Origin of the sequence: Streptomyces sp. NBC_01390, assembly GCF_045040105.1 — a bacterium.
Taxonomy (GTDB): Bacteria; Actinomycetota; Actinomycetes; order Streptomycetales; family Streptomycetaceae; genus Streptomyces.
In genome coordinates, this window is sequence record NZ_CP109551.1 from 1,669,193 (window position 1) to 1,686,389 (window position 17,197).

13 protein-coding genes and 2 CRISPR repeat arrays are annotated in these 17,197 nt (G+C 68.9%); of the genes, 5 read left to right on the forward strand and 8 right to left on the reverse strand.

Features of this window, described 5'->3' with window-relative positions; translation table 11 throughout:
* Window positions 1–62 precede the first annotated feature (62 nt).
* From cas6e to OG241_RS07350, 7 genes are all read right to left on the reverse strand, one after another.
* Window positions 63–716, reverse strand: a complete 654-nt coding sequence (gene cas6e, locus OG241_RS07320) for a type I-E CRISPR-associated protein Cas6/Cse3/CasE (protein ID WP_405814400.1) — start codon at window positions 714–716, stop codon at window positions 63–65.
* Window positions 713–1,498 (reverse strand): type I-E CRISPR-associated protein Cas5/CasD, encoded by a 786-nt coding sequence (gene cas5e, locus OG241_RS07325; RefSeq protein WP_405814402.1) that lies wholly within the window; start codon window positions 1,496–1,498, stop codon window positions 713–715. The genes cas6e and cas5e overlap by 4 nt, the downstream gene beginning before the upstream one ends.
* Entirely contained in the window at window positions 1,495–2,619 is a 1,125-nt protein-coding gene (gene cas7e, locus OG241_RS07330; RefSeq protein ID WP_405814403.1) for a type I-E CRISPR-associated protein Cas7/Cse4/CasC, read from the reverse strand. The genes cas5e and cas7e overlap by 4 nt, the downstream gene beginning before the upstream one ends.
* Window positions 2,619–3,251: a type I-E CRISPR-associated protein Cse2/CasB gene (gene casB, locus OG241_RS07335; protein ID WP_405814405.1), complete on the reverse strand. Its 633-nt coding sequence runs from the start codon at window positions 3,249–3,251 to the stop codon at window positions 2,619–2,621. Before casB ends, cas7e begins: the two co-directional genes overlap by 1 nt.
* A gap of 1 nt (window position 3,252) precedes the next feature.
* Complete coding sequence (gene casA / locus OG241_RS07340; RefSeq protein ID WP_405814406.1) at window positions 3,253–4,854, reverse strand: type I-E CRISPR-associated protein Cse1/CasA; 1,602 nt, start codon at window positions 4,852–4,854, stop codon at window positions 3,253–3,255.
* Between the two features lie 670 nt (window positions 4,855–5,524).
* A complete protein-coding gene (cas3, locus tag OG241_RS07345; protein ID WP_405814407.1) occupies window positions 5,525–8,518 on the reverse strand; it encodes a CRISPR-associated helicase Cas3' in 2,994 nt (997 codons plus the stop codon).
* Between the two features lie 70 nt (window positions 8,519–8,588).
* Window positions 8,589–9,533: a CRISPR direct-repeat array (repeat unit 29 nt; unit sequence GTCCGTCCCGCCGACGCGGGGGTGTTCCG).
* Between the two features lie 156 nt (window positions 9,534–9,689).
* Window positions 9,690–10,513: direct repeats of the CRISPR family, unit length 29 nt; unit sequence GTCCGTCCCGCCGACGCGGGGGTGTTCCG.
* A gap of 1,086 nt (window positions 10,514–11,599) precedes the next feature.
* Window positions 11,600–12,478, reverse strand: coding sequence for a transporter (locus OG241_RS07350; protein WP_405826091.1), 879 nt, complete (start codon window positions 12,476–12,478; stop codon window positions 11,600–11,602).
* Between OG241_RS07350 and OG241_RS07355 the strand changes: the two genes are divergently transcribed.
* The 4 genes from OG241_RS07355 (at window position 12,389) to OG241_RS07370 (ending at window position 15,519) form a co-directional block, all read left to right on the forward strand.
* Window positions 12,389–12,580, forward strand: coding sequence for a hypothetical protein (locus OG241_RS07355; protein WP_405826892.1), 192 nt, complete (start codon window positions 12,389–12,391; stop codon window positions 12,578–12,580). The two genes, OG241_RS07350 and OG241_RS07355, sit on opposite strands and share 90 nt — an antisense overlap.
* 424 nt (window positions 12,581–13,004) lie before the next feature.
* A complete protein-coding gene (locus tag OG241_RS07360; protein WP_405814408.1) occupies window positions 13,005–13,835 on the forward strand; it encodes a hypothetical protein in 831 nt (276 codons plus the stop codon).
* 809 nt (window positions 13,836–14,644) lie between these two features.
* Window positions 14,645–15,064 (forward strand): GNAT family N-acetyltransferase, encoded by a 420-nt coding sequence (locus OG241_RS07365; protein WP_256906353.1) that lies wholly within the window; start codon window positions 14,645–14,647, stop codon window positions 15,062–15,064.
* Entirely contained in the window at window positions 15,046–15,519 is a 474-nt protein-coding gene (locus OG241_RS07370; protein WP_405826093.1) for an IS5 family transposase, read from the forward strand. The genes OG241_RS07365 and OG241_RS07370 overlap by 19 nt, the downstream gene beginning before the upstream one ends.
* Here OG241_RS07370 and OG241_RS07375 read toward each other — a convergent pair.
* On the reverse strand, window positions 15,491–15,826 hold the full coding sequence (locus OG241_RS07375) for an ankyrin repeat domain-containing protein (protein WP_405814409.1): 336 nt from the start codon (window positions 15,824–15,826) through the stop codon (window positions 15,491–15,493). The two genes, OG241_RS07370 and OG241_RS07375, sit on opposite strands and share 29 nt — an antisense overlap.
* A 143-nt stretch (window positions 15,827–15,969) precedes the next feature.
* Here OG241_RS07375 and OG241_RS07380 point away from each other — a divergent pair, with 143 nt between their 5' ends.
* A complete protein-coding gene (locus OG241_RS07380; protein WP_405814410.1) occupies window positions 15,970–17,148 on the forward strand; it encodes an IS4 family transposase in 1,179 nt (392 codons plus the stop codon).
* The last annotated feature ends 49 nt before the right edge of the window (window positions 17,149–17,197 follow it).

Here is a 17,197-nt window from a genome sequence, read left to right on the forward strand (position 1 = left end):
CCGTCCCAGCCGCTTACAGCAGCCCGATCCCTTCGGATCGGCTGGTGTCCTGTCGGGTGCGCTCACGCGGTGGTGGTCGGGGCGAGGCTGAGCAGGCCCGCTCCGTAGGACTTGCTGCGCCCGATGCCGTTGAGCAGGGCGATGGTGAGGGCGTCGGGGTCGGTGACGGTGGCGGTGCCGTCGTAGCGGATAAGGCTGTGCCGCAACGTGGAACCGCCTCCTGTCGCGGAGCGTACGAGGCGCAGGGGTGTCGGCAGCAGGGTGTGGAGGTCCAGGCCGGCCGCGGCGGCGCGGCCGGTCCACCACTGATCGGCCTCGGCTCCGGCCAGCGGCGTGATTTTGCCGCGCGTGTTCTTCTGTTCCAGGGGCAGGCGTTCGCGTTTGGCAGGGTCGACGGTGGTGCGGTAGCGGACGGTCAGTCCCTTGCGCAGGGCGGCGAACATGGGGGCCAGGTTCTTGATCTCGGCGTGGCCGTACCCGGCGGGAAGACGCCCCGCGTCCAGCGGGATGGTGGCCTGGACGAGGAGGGTGCTGGTCTGCTCGGTTTCGTCGACGCGGAAGAGGAGGCCGGAGTTGTGGCGCGGGGTGTCGCCGAGGTGGTCGGGGACCAGGCGCATCAGGGTCTTGTGCATCTGGGCGGCGTCGCGCAGGTCACGTTGGACGTCGCGGCTGTGCGGGTTGAGGCGGATCCGGGCAAGGGTCGCGGCGTCACTCACGCGAATTCCTCCTGGGCGTAGTCGGTCAGTCGTTGGTGCAGGCTGGCTTGGTCGGCCCGCAGGGTTGCGGGCAGTTGCTCGGTGGTGCGGTGCACGAGGCGTTTGCCGTGGCTGCGGCTGTGCTGGGCGAAGCTGAGCGGGACGTCGTGGACGGTGAGCGTGACGGCGTCCTGGGGCAGTTGGTCTTGGTGGTAGGTCTCCCACAGGAAGTCCACCGGCACGTCGCCCCCTCGGTATGCCCGTCCCTGGTCGCCGGCTTCGGGAAGGCTGAGCGGGACCCGTTCCAGGAGCTCGCGCACGGGATCGTCGACGGCGGTGCGCAGGAGGAAGGGCTCGTCGGGTACGCAGGAGCGCCGTCCCAGGTAGGGGGCCCAGTGGGGCTGGTGGAGGGCGGTGGCGATGGCGGTGATCGTGTCGTCGGGTCCGCTGACGGCGACGGTGAAGACGGCGTCGGCGAGGTAGTGGCGGCGGGTGATCACGGCGTCGCCCTTGTGGTCGCCGCCGCTGGTGGCGGCGGTGAGGTGTTTGGGTTGTCCGCCGCCGACGGTGTGGTAGTCGATCAGCCGGATGCCCGGCCGGTCGATGCGGACGGTGAACTCCAGTTCCGCGTGCCGGGCCAGGGTGTCGTCGTCGGCGTCACGAGGGCGGCCCTGTGCCGCGCAGAACATGCCGATCAGGGCCGAGCGGGTGGGGAAGGAGGTGGTGTCGCGGGTCGGGGCGAACGCCGAGCGTTCGCCCCAGGACTGCAGGGGTCCGGCCAGCCGCAGCAGCAGTCCGCTCACCGCTCGTCCTTGGACTCGGGCAGCGCGGCGTCGACTGCGGCGTCGATCAGGTCGTGGAAGGAGTCGTGCGCATCGCCGATGCCGTCGAGCGCTTCGGTGCTGATGCCGGCGTGGCCGTGGAAGGGCCGGTTGCGGTTGCCGGTGAGGCGGTTGATGGCCTGCGCGTAGGTGGCGAGCGCCTGGCGCGAGGGGCGGGAGAAGCCGCCAGCGCGGTCGGCGGGGACGGGGGTCTCGAAGGCGGCGGCCAGGGAGATGGGCCGTTGGGTGCGGACGGCGAGGTAGGCGAGGTCGGGGAGGGTGTGCGGTGCGGTGCTGTTCTTCTTGGCCTGGGGCAGCGACATGAGGAACTGGTCCGCGAAGGAGGCCAGGACGGTGCGGGATGCCTTGTGGTCGCCGTCGAGGTTGGTCAGCAGGTCGGTGACGTTGATGGTAGCGAAGCGGTAGAAGACGCCGGCACTGAACTCGGCGGTGTCCAGGTGCCCGCTGCCGGTGTCGGCCGCGTCCAGCCAGTCGTCGACGGCGGTGAAGTAGTCGCGCTGGGGTTCGCTGGCGTGGGTAGTGAAGGCGTGGGCGACCTGGGCGGCGCCGTCGACGTTGGCGCCGGGGAGTTCGGCGAGCATGCGGCCCAGCAGGCTGATGGAGGCGGTGCGGCGTTTGAGGATCTCCTCGATCCGGGCGGTGGGCAGCAGGGCGCCGGGATCCTTCTTTCCCAGCCCCTTCTCCAGTGCCTCGCGATGTTCGCCGCACACGGCGGTCAGTTCCTCGATGCCGCTCTCGGGGAGGAAGAGCAGCACGGAGGTGTGCCCGGCCTTCTCCGTCTTCAGCGGCTTTTTCCCCGCGCTCGCCGCGACCTGGGCCCCCGCGAACTCGGCCAGATCGGCCGGCCAACCCGCCCCGATGAGCGTCTTTTTGACTTTGATGGGCACGAGGCGGGTGCGGGCGGCGGTCTCGCCGAGATCCTGCTCGACGCCGTGGCGGATCACCCGCTTCCAGGACTGGCTGGAGACGCGGATACGCGAGGCGCCGCCGTAGATGACGGTTTTCGGCGAGCCGAGATCGTCACGGTTGAGGTTGGCCGCCGGAACGGACTGGATGGCGCTGAAATCGACGAAGAGTGACATTACTTGTGTTCCTCCAGCGGGTCATGGCTGTCGTCGGGGGTGCGCGTGCGGAAGTAGCTCTCCAGCCAGCGCGTGGCGATGCGGTCGCGGTCGTGGTTCCACCAGGAGAGGTCGTCGAGCAGCACGGCCCAGTCCACCCGCACGCCGCTGCTGAGCAGGTGCCGGGTCAGGGACGGCAGCCGCGGGTGGATCGCGTCACTGCTCTGGCGGGTCATCAGGTGGAGATCGCCTTCGGCCGAAGCGGGCTTGAGGGCCCTCTTGTTGACCGCCTGGGCAAGAGAGACCCCCAGGTTGGGCCGCTTCCACCACTCCGGTACCGGCTCTCCGGCGCCGGCTTCAGCTGCAGTCGCGTGTGCTGCTGCGTCTGCGTCGCGGGCGGTGCGTGGTCGGCCGGCGATCAGGGCCGCGACGGCGTAGCGGGCCCGGCGGGCGTCGGGGTGCTGCCGCTCGGGCAGGCGCGGGACGAGGTAGCGGTGCAGGTAGGTGCAGCGCTCGACCGGGAGTCCGAGTCCGGTGCGCAGCTCGGCCTGGGTCTTCTTGTCCTGGCACAGGCCAAGGACGTAGCCCACGAAGGCGTCGCACTGCTCGATCTGTGTCTGTTTCACCGTTTTCGGCGGCGAGGAGGAAGTCATCTCACGTCCTTGAATCGCTGAGCGGGAGTCCGCCGGACGGGATGGCGGAGCGGATGACGGCGTGGGCGCGGCTGCGGGCGCGGGCTGCCCGTACGTCGGCGCGAGCGGAGCCGATCGCCTCGTCGAGTGCGCTCAGCGCTGCTTCCACGAACGGCCGGTGCGGCGGGGTGTCGCACCGCTGTGCAGTGAGCAGGTGCCAGAACTCCCGTTCGGCGGCCGGCCAGTAGCGGGCGAGCGCTGCCGAAGCCCACGGTCCGGGTTTCTTGGGGTCCAGCCTCACCTTCGCCGACGGGTCGGTGCCCGGATCGGTGGTCAGTTTCCAGGCGAGCCGGGCCGCGAACCGCAGCTGGTCGCCGACCGACTCGGCCGCCCGGTGACAGCGGGCCACATACAGGGCCATTTCTTCGTCGACGTCCGCCTGCCAGCGCAGGACCGGCGGTGTGGTCGCCTCGTACCAGCCGTTGTCACGCTGCTGCCCGTCCTGGTCGAACCCGTACGCCCGCACCCGCAGCACCGGCCGCAGCGCGGGCGGCAGGTGCTCGAACGTGCTGGGCCGCCGGGACTGGCCATCGTCCTTCAGCAGCAGCGCGTCCAGATCACGCCATATGGCGCGCTGGCCGTCGGCGGGGCGGGCGAACGGCGCGCCGGCGCCGCTTTTCGGCTGGTCCAGCACGACATACGGGTCGGCGGCGCTCAGAGCACTCTGATGCGTGGACCAGGTTACGTAGGCGTTGGTGACCGCGGTGCCCTCGGCCGACGGCTCCAGCAGCAGGGCGTGCCGCGCACGGCCGGTGAGCAGCCGTCCCGGCCAGGTCACGGGTGCGAGCGGCCCGAGCGGATCGCCAAGCGTGTCCTCTTCCCACGGGCAGTGGTCCTCGCCGTCCAGATCCACGCCGTCGCCGGGGGCGGGCACCTGGAGGATCAGTGTGGTGAACAGGTCGGACGCCCAGACGTGGAAGGAGACGCTCTTGCGCAGTGGTCCCGCGTCGCCGTTGCCCGGTTTGACGGTGGTGATCCGGCGCGGAGTGCACTGTCCCGACGGCCCGTAGTACAGCTGCGCGATCAGGTGCCAGGCGGCTTCGCCCGCGGGAACCGGCAGCGGATCACCGTCGGTGAAGTGGCCGAACAGCACTGCCCCGTTGACTCCGGTGGGCCGTCCCAGGACCAGCTTGTTCACGCCGGACGGGTTGGGCTTGCCCTTGGCATCGACGCATTCGGCTCGCAGGCGCGGATCCTGCAGGAACGGCCGCTCCGTGTCGAAGAGGTCGAATCGCCCGCTGGGGACCTCCGTGTCGAAGTAGGCGTCCACCGCCTCGGTGTCGAACCGCCCCCGGGCCAGAACCTTCGCCCGGTGCGTGAGCCAGTCCTCGATCTCGTCGGTGAGTTCCTCGTCCCCGAGTTGCACACCGTCCTCGCGGGCGATCCTCGCCGTCATCGCGGCCAGGATGCGTAACAGGCCGGAGGCCGCCGGCGGCACCGGCACTTCCACGTCCTCGATCTCATGGGCCCGGTGGAACAGCTCCCGCAGCCCGACCCGCCGCGACTGCCCTAACAGGCGTACCGGGATCCATGGCTCGTCCCGCAGGTCGAATCGACCGGTCATCCTTCCTCCCTTCCCTTGCGTTCATCGGCACGTATCAAGGCATGGCGGTGTCCCTCGCGTGATCTGAAGGGAACCGCTGCGCACAGTGAAACAGGCGCCACTGACAACGCCCTGGCTCCTGCCGAGACCACCAGTGGAGCAGACACAGACTCTGGCTGTCTCAAGAAGCCTGAAGGTGCTGTTTGATCTTCAACTGGCCATTGCGATCAAGGCCGTTGGGGCGGTACAACGTCCCCTGAGCATGCGACGTGTGCTTCACGCCCAGCCACGTCCGTCGCCCGCGGCTGGGCGCCGTACAACCACAGGAGACCCTCATGACGTCACACACAGCAGGTGTTCCGGCCTTATGGCCTGATCGGCAACACGGGGCTGGGCCCCTTGTCTTCATCACGCTCGTGATCGTTGTGGTTCTGGTGATCCAGCCGACTCCCGCTGTCGGCACGACGTGCGGCGCTCTGCTCCTCGTCGCCGCGGAGGCGTACGGCCGCCTGGCACGTCGCCGGGCCTGACCTCGTCTGTGCCGTCCTCCCGCGCACCAGGGTGGTGCGGGTGCCGGCTGCGGTGTCCTCGCCGATGTGAGGGTGTTTCGCCTGAAGGTGCGGCCTGCCTTCAGCTGCCGAGTTCTCCCCGCCGATGTGGGGGTGCACGCCCTGCCACCGGGTTTCGCTGTTCATTCCCTCACCAGCCCCAACTCCACATCCAGCCAGATGCGTTTACCGCCAACCCGGACCGCCTGCACCTGCCCTGCGATGACGGGCTGCCTGAGGACCGCAAGGTCGCCGAGCATCGGATGATCGGACCAGGCGGCCGGCGGCTGGTGCCCCTCTTCCTCACCGCGGAAATAGTCGGCACGGACGGGGATCGTCCTGCCCATCACCGTGCGCACGTCTCCCACCTGCATCCGCCCGCCCTCACCCGGTTCCGGCAGGAGCTGCGCACCGTCCACGTCCAACGTGACGCGGCCGTCCTCGTGCTCGTAGACACACAGCAGCCGGACCGAGTCCGCCCCGAGCCGGGTGGCCGCCTCCCACTCGTCTTCCGTGCCCTGCAGGTGGTGCAGGGCACGCAGTTCGAGCCCTTTCTGCGCCCGGGGAATGGCGACGAGAGAGCCGACGCTCCGCTGGGCGTGGTCATCGCCGGTGTACGCCGACCACGCCGCGGACTTTTCCGGGTTCTCCCAGTCGAAGCGGTCCGTGCGATCACCCTGGACCAGCTCGACCAGCTCCTGGACGTCCCCGGGGATGGCGATGGGCCGATCCCCACGCCCGGCCAGAACGTCCGAGGTCTCCGACAGGAGGAACTCCGCGTACACACTCCCCCACTGCTTCGGCACGCTCCCCGCGCCGGCCAGCGGATCCAGCACCACCAGGCGGGGCCCTGTCCCGGCCGCCCAGGCCGGGCGCGGTCGTCCGCCCGGCCGTCCGTGCGCGGCCCACCAGGTTTCGTGGCGCCAGCAGCGCCCTGCCCGTTGCAGCAGGAGTGCCAGCGGAGCCAGATCACTGATCACCACATCGGCGTCCAGATCGAGCGACTGTTCCACGACCTGGGTGGCCACGATGATCCGCCGCAGCGGCCTGGGTCCCGTCCGCCCCATGCCGTCGGCAACACCTTGTGTCCGCGCCTCGCGCACATCGCCCGGGAACCGCGCGTGCAGCAACTGAAGGTCCCCGTCGGCCAGGCCCCGGCCTGCCCAGCGTGCACGGAGCCGGGTGTACGTCTCCTGCGCGTCACCCACTGTGTTGCACACCACCAGCGCGCAGCCCCCCTCCCCGGTGACGACCGGCTCCAGATGGCGTTCGATGACCGCGAACCGGTTGCGGGCTCCACCCAACGAACCGTGGACCACCGCCTCCACCTCAACCTGAAGTTCCATGGACCGCTGAGCGGCCTGCTCCTTCTGGCGGCTCTCGGAGATCGCGGCACAAGCCCCGTCCGTGCGGTCCCTGCTGGCGGCGTCCACATACAGCCAGCCCGGATAAGGCGCCCTGAACGACCGCCCCTTCAGTTCGCGGCCCGTGTGCCCCGCTCCCCGCAGGTACTCCTTGATCAGCCGGTCACTGACCGACGCGGGCAAGGTCGCGGACAAAAGGATCACGGGAACGCCGTAGGCCCCCAGCCAGTTCAGCAGCCTTCCCAACAGGACCTGCATGTACGGGTCGTAGGCATGCGCCTCGTCGACGATGAACGTCTTGCCGGAGAGTGCCAGCAGCCGCAAGGCGTTGTGCCGCACCGGCAGTACCGCCATGAGCGCCTGGTCCACCGTGCCCACCGCGTACTGCGCCAGCAGCGGTCGCTTGGAACCGCGCAGCCACTGCGGGGGCCGCATCTGCGCCTGGTGACCAGCAGTGCCGCTGCCCGCGCACTCCTCCCCCTCGCAGACCAGCACCCGCGGCCCGCCATCGAGGACATCGTCTGCGTACGCACTGCTCAGCCACGCCATGCTGTGCGTCAGGGTCAGCCCGGCACCCTGCCCGTTCTGGCGGGCCAGCACACCGGCGATGCGGCCGTGCATCTGATCACTGGTGGCCATCGACGGCAGCAGAAACGCGAACCCCCGCGTCCCGAAGACCGCGGACATGGCCCGCTCCGCCTCCAGGGCGGCCTCACTCTTGCCGTCCCCCGGCGCCGCGGTAACCAGCATGATGCCGGCCCCGCCCCGATCCCCGCCCATGCCCTTCAACGCCGCCGACAACTCCTCCGTGATCGACCGCTGCAGGGAGTTGGGCTCCCCGTCGATCCCGTACGCCTCACCAAAGCCCTTACGCTCCAGCTCCACGGGCACCAGCCCAGCCTCACGCGCCAGCCTCCCCGCCTGCGCACACGACTCCACGAAATGCCCCTCCAGCGAAACACCAAGCCGCCGCTGGCGCCGCTTGAGGAAATCCTCCTGGCTGACCAGCCAGTCCGCGAGAATCACCACCCCGGTCACCAGCACCGCGGCCGGGGCCTTGAACTGCTCCGGAGGCACAGGCGACCCGAGCGCCTCGAACACCGTCGACGCATGCGCCGTACGCTGCCGCGCCCAGGCCGCTCCACCCAGCAGCGACTGATAGACGGGGCCTCCGCTGCGTTCCCTCTCCAAACGGTAGAACCGGCCGTGATGGCCGCCGACGATCTCCGCGACCCGGTCGACAGCCCCTCTCCCCGTCATGTCATCCGCAAAGCCCAGCGCGGCAAGCACCGCCGGCACCGCCGCCATTCCAGCCACGTCATGCGACAGCTTCTCCACGCCGATCCTCCCCATGTCACGGAGAAGCGCCGTACTCAGCCGCTCACGGCCACGGGCATCGCATAACTGGAAACCGGACAGCTTGCCAATGTCATGGAGCCCCGCACACAACGCCACGACCGCCCGCGCCCGCTCATGATCATCTGCCAGTCCCAGCCCGTCAGCTATACACCGCCGCTGGTTGACCGAGAGATAACGGTCCCAGATCCACAAAGCCATCGCGGCAGCATCCAGCAGATGCCGCACCAACGGATACGGCGGAAGTAACGGGTCGAGACCACGCGACTTCCCCCATGCCGACTCGTCCGGCCTCTCACACGGCCTTCGCATCATCGAGCGCCCTCCCCACCCACCACACTTCGAACTAACGCCCCGACTCAACCAGACCGCACTGACAACACCGCCTGGAGCAGCAACTTGTACGGTGAGGCCCATGGCCACCCGCTACCCTGCAACCAATTTGGCAATGACTACGCAAAGCCATCGCTAGGCAGCAGGTCAGGAAGTCCGTCCCGCCGACGCGGGGGTGTTCCGGCACGAGTCGTACCACCGAGTGCCTTGGTGGTGTCCGTCCCGCCGACGCGGGGGTGTTCCGACCCTTCAGCGCGGTTCTGGCGGCTCGGGAGGGTCCGTCCCGCCGACGCGGGGGTGTTCCGCCAGGTTCTTGGCGGGTAGGTGCCGTCGGCCAGTCCGTCCCGCCGACGCGGGGGTGTTCCGCGGCCTCCGGTGGCGCGCAGTTCGGTGAGGACGTCCGTCCCGCCGACGCGGGGGTGTTCCGGTCATCCGCAACGCGGCCTGGGCCATGGCACGGTCCGTCCCGCCGACGCGGGGGTGTTCCGGAATGGGCCGCCACCTTCCCGGCCGCCCTCATGTCCGTCCCGCCGACGCGGGGGTGTTCCATCCACCGTCGCGGACCCGTTCAGGGTTTTCCCGTCCGTCCCGCCGACGCGGGGGTGTTCCGCCAGGTTCTTGGCGGGTAGGTGCCGTCGGCCAGTCCGTCCCGCCGACGCGGGGGTGTTCCGCGGCCTCCGGTGGCGCGCAGTTCGGTGAGGACGTCCGTCCCGCCGACGCGGGGGTGTTCCGTCCACGGTCACCGTCGGCACCACCATCCAGGTGTCCGTCCCGCCGACGCGGGGGTGTTCCGCTGGAATCCGCCGGGAAAATCCACCGCGTAAAGTCCGTCCCGCCGACGCGGGGGTGTTCCGATCCGGTTCGCTCCAAACGGCTCGATCTACGTGTCCGTCCCGCCGACGCGGAGGTGTTCCGAAGGGTGGGCCCTCGTCCGCCGTGGTGGCCGCGTCCGTCCCGCCGACGCGGGGGTGTTCCGGACATGTGCCAGGGAGACAACGCGCCGTCAGTGTCCGTCCCGCCGACGCGGGGGTGTTCCGGTGGCGAGGATCTCGACGTTGCGGCGCTGATGGTCCGTCCCGCCGACGCGGGGGTGTTCCGATCTCAGGGCTGCATGCGGCGTACTCGTCGATGTCCGTCCCGCCGACGCGGGGTGTTCCGTGGACCACCGACGCGCTGAAGAAGTCCGAGGCGTCCGTCCCGCCGACGCGGGGCGGGGTGTTCCGGTCCGCCGCACTCACCGCGAGGTCGTCATTGAGTCCGTCCCGCCGACGCGGGAGTGTTCCGGAAATCCGCGGGGACCACCCCGGCCTTGACGCGTCCGTCCCGCCGACTCGGGGGTGTTCCCTGCGCGGCCAGGGCGGAATTGACGACGGCGGAGTCCGTCCCGCCGACGCGGGGGTGTTCCGACGCCCGAACCCGCCCAGCGGGAATCCCAGCGGTCCGTCCCGCCGACGCGGGGGTGTTCCGTCGATGAGGTTGGGGACGAGGTCGGTGCCCTGGTACGTCCCGCCGACGCGGGGGTGTTCCGGTGGCGCTGTACGGGACGACGTCGCTTCGTGGGTCCGTCCCGCCGACGCGGGGGTGTTCCGCTGCCGACGACGGGGATGCGGAGCCGGGTGAGGTCCGTCCCGCCGACGCGGGGGTGTTCCGGGCCGCCGAGGAAAAGGGAGTTGAACCGGGAGAGTCCGTCCCGCCGACGCGGGGGTGTTCCGTTCTCGCCGGTGAAGGAGTACCGGCCGACCCAGTCCGTCCCGCCGACGCGGGGGTGTTCCGAGCACCAGGTCGTTGCACAGCAGGCTCCAGCCGTCCGTCCCGCCGACGCGGGGGTGTTCCGTGGGCCGACATCCGCATCCCCGCCCTCCTCGAGTCCGTCCCGCCGACGCGGGGGTGTCCCGGCTTCGGGGCTCATCTCGGACAGCCGCTTGATGTCCGTCCCGCCGACGCGGGAGTGTTCCGGCGACGTTCAGGGCCTTCTCCTTGGCTTTGCGGTCTGTCCCGCCGACGCGGGGGTGTTCCGTTCTCCAACCTCGACCCCAACGAGCTGGCCGAGTCCGTCCCGCCGACGCGGGGGTGTTCCGAGGCCCTTGGTGGTGCTGGCCACGTTCGTGGTGTCCGTGCCGCCGACGCGGGGTGTTCCGTTACTACGAGGGGCACCACGAGAGGCCACACGGTCCATCCCGCCGACGCGGGGGTGTTCCGCACGCGTTCGCCTGGCTGATCCGGGAGGAGGGGTCCGTCCCGCTGACTCGGGGGTGTTCCGAACTCAACCGGCTGCGCGCCATGGCCACTGACGTCTGTCCCGCCGACGCGAGGGTGTTCCGTCGACGTTCTCGCAGACCCGGTCGCCGAACACGTCCGTCCCGCAGGCGCGGGGGTGTTCCGTGGGTGCCCTTCAAGTGGAGCGCTGCCGATTTGTCTGTCCCGCCGACGCGGGGGTGTTTCGCCGCGGCCGGCCTGCAGCCACCTCCGGTATTCGTCCGTCCCGCCAACGCGGGGGTGTTCCGTCCTGCCCGGCCTTGGCCGCGTCTGCCAGCCAGTCCGTCCCGCCAACGCGGGGTGTACCGGGTCTCGCCGACTCCGACCTGAGCAAGATGTCGTCCGTCCCGCCGATGCGGGGGTGTTCCGTCGAGGCCCCCGAGACTCAGGCCCCGTAGGAATGGCGCAAAACCCCAGCCGCGGCGGAACTGTGACTGCTGCCCCACAGGGTCTCCCGCAACGGGGACGTCAGCCGTACGTCACTGGCCGCCACACACTCCGCCTAGACCCCCGCCTCGGCCTCGTACGGGAGCGGGCCTCATAAGGTCACCACTCGCCCCCGCTGAGGCCAGACACGAATAGCCGGGAGCGGCCTACCGACCACCCAGTAAGTGACAGCAGCTCACCAGGTACGGCGTGCACGAGGCCCCGCGTACGGGGGATGACGCGGGGCCTCGTGCACGCAATCTAGCGTGGACAGCCCCACTGAGACAGCCCGGTCCAAGGACGAAGCCGCGGAACATAGCAGCGGATCGCCGGTTGGCCAAACCGGGAATCGTCCGCATCATTGATAGTCCACCGCCACCCCTGACCGTCACGTCGGAAGGCTGCGCTACGAGCTCTGACCGACAACTGCACACGCCGTACCACCACCGCGCTGGCCCAGCCCATACACCGGGATGCGCCGGTCTACGCCGCGGTGTAGCTGAGGCGGAGCAGGTCCTTGGCGCGCTCCAGGTCCCGCTCCGTACGCAGCTGCAGCTCCAGGTCCCCCGTGCCGTGGTGGCCGAGCCCCGTCACGTCCCGGGTAAAGCCGGGAACGAGGTCGACCTGTTTCGGGTCGGCCTTGAGGTAGACGAGAACCTTGGTCTGCTGCGGCGGGCAGACGCAGGCGATGTTCCGCAGCCGCTGGTAGGCCCGGTACTGCTTGCGCTGCACCCGGGTGATGCCGTCCCCGAGGCCGAGCAGGACCTCGTCGACGGCCGCGCCGAGCTCGGCCATCGCCCCATCCGCCTTGCGCACCCGCGCCGCCTCCGGCGTACGGCGACGACGGGCTGCTCCGGGAACTGCGGCCAGGCCGGTGACCGAAGCCACCGTCTCAAGGCTGAGGTGCTCGGTGCCGAAGTAGCGGTAGCGGACCAGGTCGATGCTGCGCCGGTGCTCCCGTACGGCGTGCACGTCGTAGCGGGTGAAGTCACCGGCGACGCAGATCAGGCGCGGGCCGCTCCACAGGACCTGGGACGCGACCGTCACCCCGAGCCGGTCGCGGACCAGGTGCTCGAACTCGGCACGGTGGTCCATCAGCCACGCCAGATAGAACAGGCCCTGGTGGATGACGCCGGCGTCGACGCCGCGCTTGTACTCGACGATCACCGGCGAGCCGTTCTCGTCCAGCCCGAGCGAGTCGATCCGACCCCCATGCACCGGGCCCGTGCCGTACTCGCTCGCCAGGAGCCGCACCCCCAGCATCATCTCCATGTGCGCCTCGACGAGACCCTGCACATCCGCCTCGGCCTCGGCAAGACGCGGCGCGACCTCCGTCACGCCGTCATTGGTCGTGTGGAACAGCTTCAGACCCGACACCTTCCCCTCCTCGACTCGACGATCAAGAACGCCGGGGAGGGGGTGATTGTTTCCGCGATCGCCTTCGAGCGCGTGAAGATGCTGTGAGAGGCTACGTCCGAGCCGCTGGGCCGCGCTGATGCTCCACAAGTCCCACGGGTTGCCTGATCCCACATACGTCTCTTCCCGGGACAGCTGACCCAATGGTGCGACCCCTTGCCCCCGAGAAGATGCAGTACCGCAGCGGTCTACTCGACGACTTCATCACCGAAACCGGCCTGATCTTCAATCCACCGTAGTCGCCCCGGAACGCGACGACGCGGCGGATTACAGCAGTGGACCCCCGGTTGGGCAAACCGGGAATCGGGCGACGAAGCTGACGGCCAGCGTCAGGGATGACCCGTCCAGCCAGACGCATCTCCCGTCGAAGGTCAACACGGTGATCGTCCCCCTACCATCCCCGTAAGGCCGATTCCGAGCGTCTGTGGCGAACAGCCGCCGAGTTCGTGCGAGCCCCGGCAAGATGGGCCCCATGGATATGGCGGACACGGGCGCCATCGCTGCCCTTCTTTCCATACCCGTCGCCCTTGTCGCGGCGTGGTGGAACAAGCGCAGTGCAGAGCGAGCAACGGCCGCCGCGCTCACTGCGGGACGCGCTCAGGCCGCTGCGTCCTTGACGGCCGTACGGGCCCAGGACCGCGCCGAAAACGATCGGTGGCACCGCGCGCAACTTGGCGACGCGGCAGTCGAGTTCCTCCGCGCGACGGACGCCTTGACCTGGATTGTGAAACGGCTGCCCGGTGTCGAACACGAGCTGCGCCAGCCCCTCGTCTGGGAACACGCCAAGGCAGTGGAAGATGCCTACGCCCCGTTGGAACTCATCACCCCTACGGCCCTCCTGTCCCCTGCGCAGCAGCTGCGTGCATGCTGCCGGCACCTGGAGCGAGTAGCGCTCGACCGGGCGGTGCTCCACTCGACCATCGATGCGCTGGAAGCCGGATGGTGCCCCGGCAGCGCCGAGACGGGTTGGTGCTCCGGCGATGTGGAGAACTGCACACACGAGGGCCACAATGCGGCGTGGGTCGCGTGGGACCTCCTCACCAGCTGGGCCGACAAAGAACACGAGGAGAGACGAAACGACAGGGACCTGCTGGACTTCTGCCTCCGTGACAGCGGCATCCTGTCCGACACGCAGGTGGACCAGGCTCTCGAACTCGCCAACCGCTGCCCCTCGACCTGGGACCAGCTGGTCGGCGGCTGGCTCCGAGACCCGCTCATGGACAGCGCAGAATCCGCCCGCGAAGCCTTCATGACCGCTGCCCGAAGCACCACGCTCAACGCAGCGACGCCTACTCCTGGTTGAGAACCCTGTTCGGCCAGACCGCGCGTCCATCAGCCACTACCTCCTGCCGGTTGCCTAAAGCCCAGACCACCGCCGGCACCTGAGCCAGCAGCCAGCAGCCACAGTCCGGACCATTCACGGACCACAGGACTGCTGAATGTCGTCCCTGGCCTTGAACGCGCAGATCAACCAGTGCCGAGCACTTGTACCGTTAGCAGACGAAGAACCTGCTGGGCGGTCTGTACCAGTGGCCGAGTTTGACCGCTTGGCACCACAAATTCCTCGGCGATCGCGCCTGACCGACCTACGCATTCAGATCGGCTGACCTGCGGCGCAGCACGCCTGACTCCCCATCAGAACGAGCGTCAAATGAGCGTCACGAGCGTCATTTCAGCGTCAAGATATCGCCCGTAACGCCCACACCACACATAATGCGCACGCACAAAACCCCAGCTCAGGCCCCCTTGGCGACCGGCTCCAGAATCGCCACGCACTCCACATGATGCGTCATCGGAAACAGGTCGAGGACGCGCACTGCCGGACGCCCCCCTCACGTTCGAAAGGCTCAAGGTCCACCAGACGCGCGCCCCGTCCGACACTCGCTCGAGTGGCCAATGCGTCCGGCTACGGCGGCAGGCCGAGCAGGGCACAGTCCGGTTCCGTGAGGCACCCCTGAACAGGTCGGTCCTCAACCTGGTAACCCGTGATGCACGAGGATTCGGCCGACGGCCTCACGGCTTGCGGAAACTCGGGACCAAGCCTGCCCCTCTCGATTCACCGGCAGGGAAACCCGTTCGCCAGACAGGCGAGCGCTCTGCTTGGCTCCCCCCATGAGCGATCTTCACATCCGCTGCGCCACCCTCTCGGACATCGACACCGTGCTGCAGTTCTGGCGCGAAGCCGCGGAAGGAACGAGCATCAGCGACGACCACGACGGAGTGGCCCGACTCATCACACGAGATCCCGAAGCCCTGCTCCTCGCAGAGCGCGACGGCAACCTCACCGGAACCGTCATAGCCGGCTTCGACGGATGGCGATGCTCCGCCTACCGACTCGCCGTACACTCCGACCACCGTCGGCAAGGCATCGCCACCGCCCTCCTGGAAGCGGCAGAACAACGCTTCGGCGCCCTGGGCGGGCGACGCGTCGACGCCATGGTCCTGGAAGCCAACGAACAGGCCCACCACACCTGGGCCGCCACTGGCTACCATCGCGAAGACCACTGGCGACGCTGGGTCAAACTACTGTAGGCACCCGCCGGGAAGCTTGTGAGCAGCCAAGATTCGACGGCTCAAAGATCCACTTGATTACCGAGCGGACCGGTCTGCCCCTGTCCGTGGGGATCTCGGGTGCCAACGTCCATGACAGCCAGGCCCTGATCCCGCTTGTGAAGGGCATACCGCCGGTCCGGTCCCGCCGGGGCCCCCGGCGTCGCAAGCCCGGCAAGCTCCATGCCGACAAGGGCTACGACTATGCCCACCTGCGGCGATGGTTAAGCTGCCGAGGCATCCGGCACCGCATCGCCCGCAAGGGAGTTGAGACCTCCCAGCGGCTGGGGCGTCACCGTTGGACGATCGAACGCACCATGTCCTGGCTCGCCGGCTGCCGCCGTCTCCACCGTCGTTATGAGCGCACGGCCGAGCACTTCCTCGCCTTCACGAGTATCGCCTGCACCCTCATCTGTTACCGGCGGCTCGGCCGCTGATGTGGGCCCGCAGCAGCTTCACCGCCAAGTCGTGGCTGTAGTGCTTGGCCATGTCCATGGGGGTGCGACCGTCTGGATCGGCGAGCTCCGGGTCAGCCCCGAAGGCCAGCAGCACAGCAGTGGAGTGCACGGTCAACGGTTGACCGCTCTGCAGGGAGCCATCGCCCTCGGCGTCGACTGCGTGCGTCAGCAGCGTCATGTTGCTGAAGACCTCATCAGGATCGGTACCGTCGGCCAGCAACCGGGCCAGGGTCTCCGCATCCTCGTGCTCGACCGCGTGATGCGCGGGTGTCCAGTAGTCGCTCACCAAGGCATTCAACCGTCACCACAGCACGTCTGCCAGCGACTATCTACACAATCATCCACCAATTGAGATGACGTCTAAAGCCAATGCCGTTGCTTTTGCCGCGGGCGTAGGCTGGTTGGGAGTGGGTGCCGGGGGTGGTGCGGGTGGCTGCGAGTGCGTCTGACTTATCGGGTCTTGGCCTGTTGACCTGGGTGTATCCGCCGGGGTTGGTGGACCGGGTGGTGGCCGCGTGTGGACGTTCAGAGCAACGTAGGCGGCTGCTTCCTGCGCGGTTGGTCGTGTACTTCGTCTTGGGGCTGGCGCTGTTCTCGCCTGCTCCGTATCTCGAGGTCATGCGACATCTGGTCGCGGGATTACGCGGTCTGGGGCTGCTGGGTGACTGGCACATTCCAGCGAAGTCCTCGCTGTTCAGGGCCCGGCAGCGGCTGGGTTCCGAGCCGCTGCAGGTTCTGTTCGCGGCGACCGCGAAGCCGATGGCCGCCGAGTCGACGCCCGGTGCGTTCTGGCGGGGCCTGCGGCTGCTGGCTGTCGACGGGACGTGCTGGGACGTCGCCGATTCCGAAGCCAACCAGACCGCCTTCGGCCGTCCCGGCAACGGCCGCGGGACGGGACGCAGTGCCTTCGTCCAGGTGCGGATGGCGGCTCTGGTGGAAGTGGGCAGCCACGCGGTGCTGGACGCGGAACTCGCCGGCTGCCGGACCGGGGAAGTCACCCTGGTGGGCCGCCTGACCCGCTCATGCGGCCCCGGCCAGCTGGTCCTGGCCGACCGCGAGTTCCTGGGCGTTCCGCTGTGGCGGGCATTCACCGCCACGGGAGCCGACCTGCTGTGGAGGGTGCCCGCCAACCGCGTCCTGCCCGTCCGCAAGCTCCTTCGTGACGGATCATGGCTCTCCCACATCCACGCCGGCACCGACAGGGCGAAACGTGATCCGGTCGAGGTCCGAGTCCTGGCCTACCAGCTCAAAGACACCGGTGGCGCCGCTGCGGTCGGCGATTACCGTCTGGTCACCAGCCTCCTGGACGCCCGCCGCCATCCGGCCCGGCAACTGGCCGCGCTCTACCGCGAACGCTGGGAGATCGAATCCGTCTTCGCCGAGATCAAGACCCACCAACGCGGCGCACGGGTCGTGCTCAGCAGCAAGACCCCTGACGGTGTCCTCCAGCAGATCTGGGCCCATCTCCTGGTCCACCATGCGCTGCGGGAATTGATGCTGAGAACCGCGGCCACCCGCAAACTCGACCCCGACCGCATCTCCTTCACCGAAACCCTGCGCTCCGCCCGCCGCAGCGTGACCGTCACCCCGGGTGGTTTTTCCCCCTGAACTCCTGGTCAGAGCACTGCAAGTACTCCAAGAAGACCTCCTGGAAAGA

What these genes read in the sequence shown, in the direction of transcription:
- cas7e (WP_405814403.1), bottom strand. Translation starts at nt 2,619, where the DNA reads ATGTCACTCTTCGTCGATTTCAGCGCCATCCAGTCCGTTCCGGCGGCC.
- casB (WP_405814405.1), bottom strand. Translation starts at nt 3,251, where the DNA reads ATGACTTCCTCCTCGCCGCCGAAAACGGTGAAACAGACACAGATCGAG.
- casA (WP_405814406.1), bottom strand. Translation starts at nt 4,854, where the DNA reads ATGACCGGTCGATTCGACCTGCGGGACGAGCCATGGATCCCGGTACGC.
- cas3 (WP_405814407.1), bottom strand. Translation starts at nt 8,518, where the DNA reads ATGGGCCTCACCGTACAAGTTGCTGCTCCAGGCGGTGTTGTCAGTGCG.
- OG241_RS07360 (WP_405814408.1), top strand. Translation starts at nt 13,005, where the DNA reads ATGGATATGGCGGACACGGGCGCCATCGCTGCCCTTCTTTCCATACCC.
- OG241_RS07365 (WP_256906353.1), top strand. Translation starts at nt 14,645, where the DNA reads ATGAGCGATCTTCACATCCGCTGCGCCACCCTCTCGGACATCGACACC.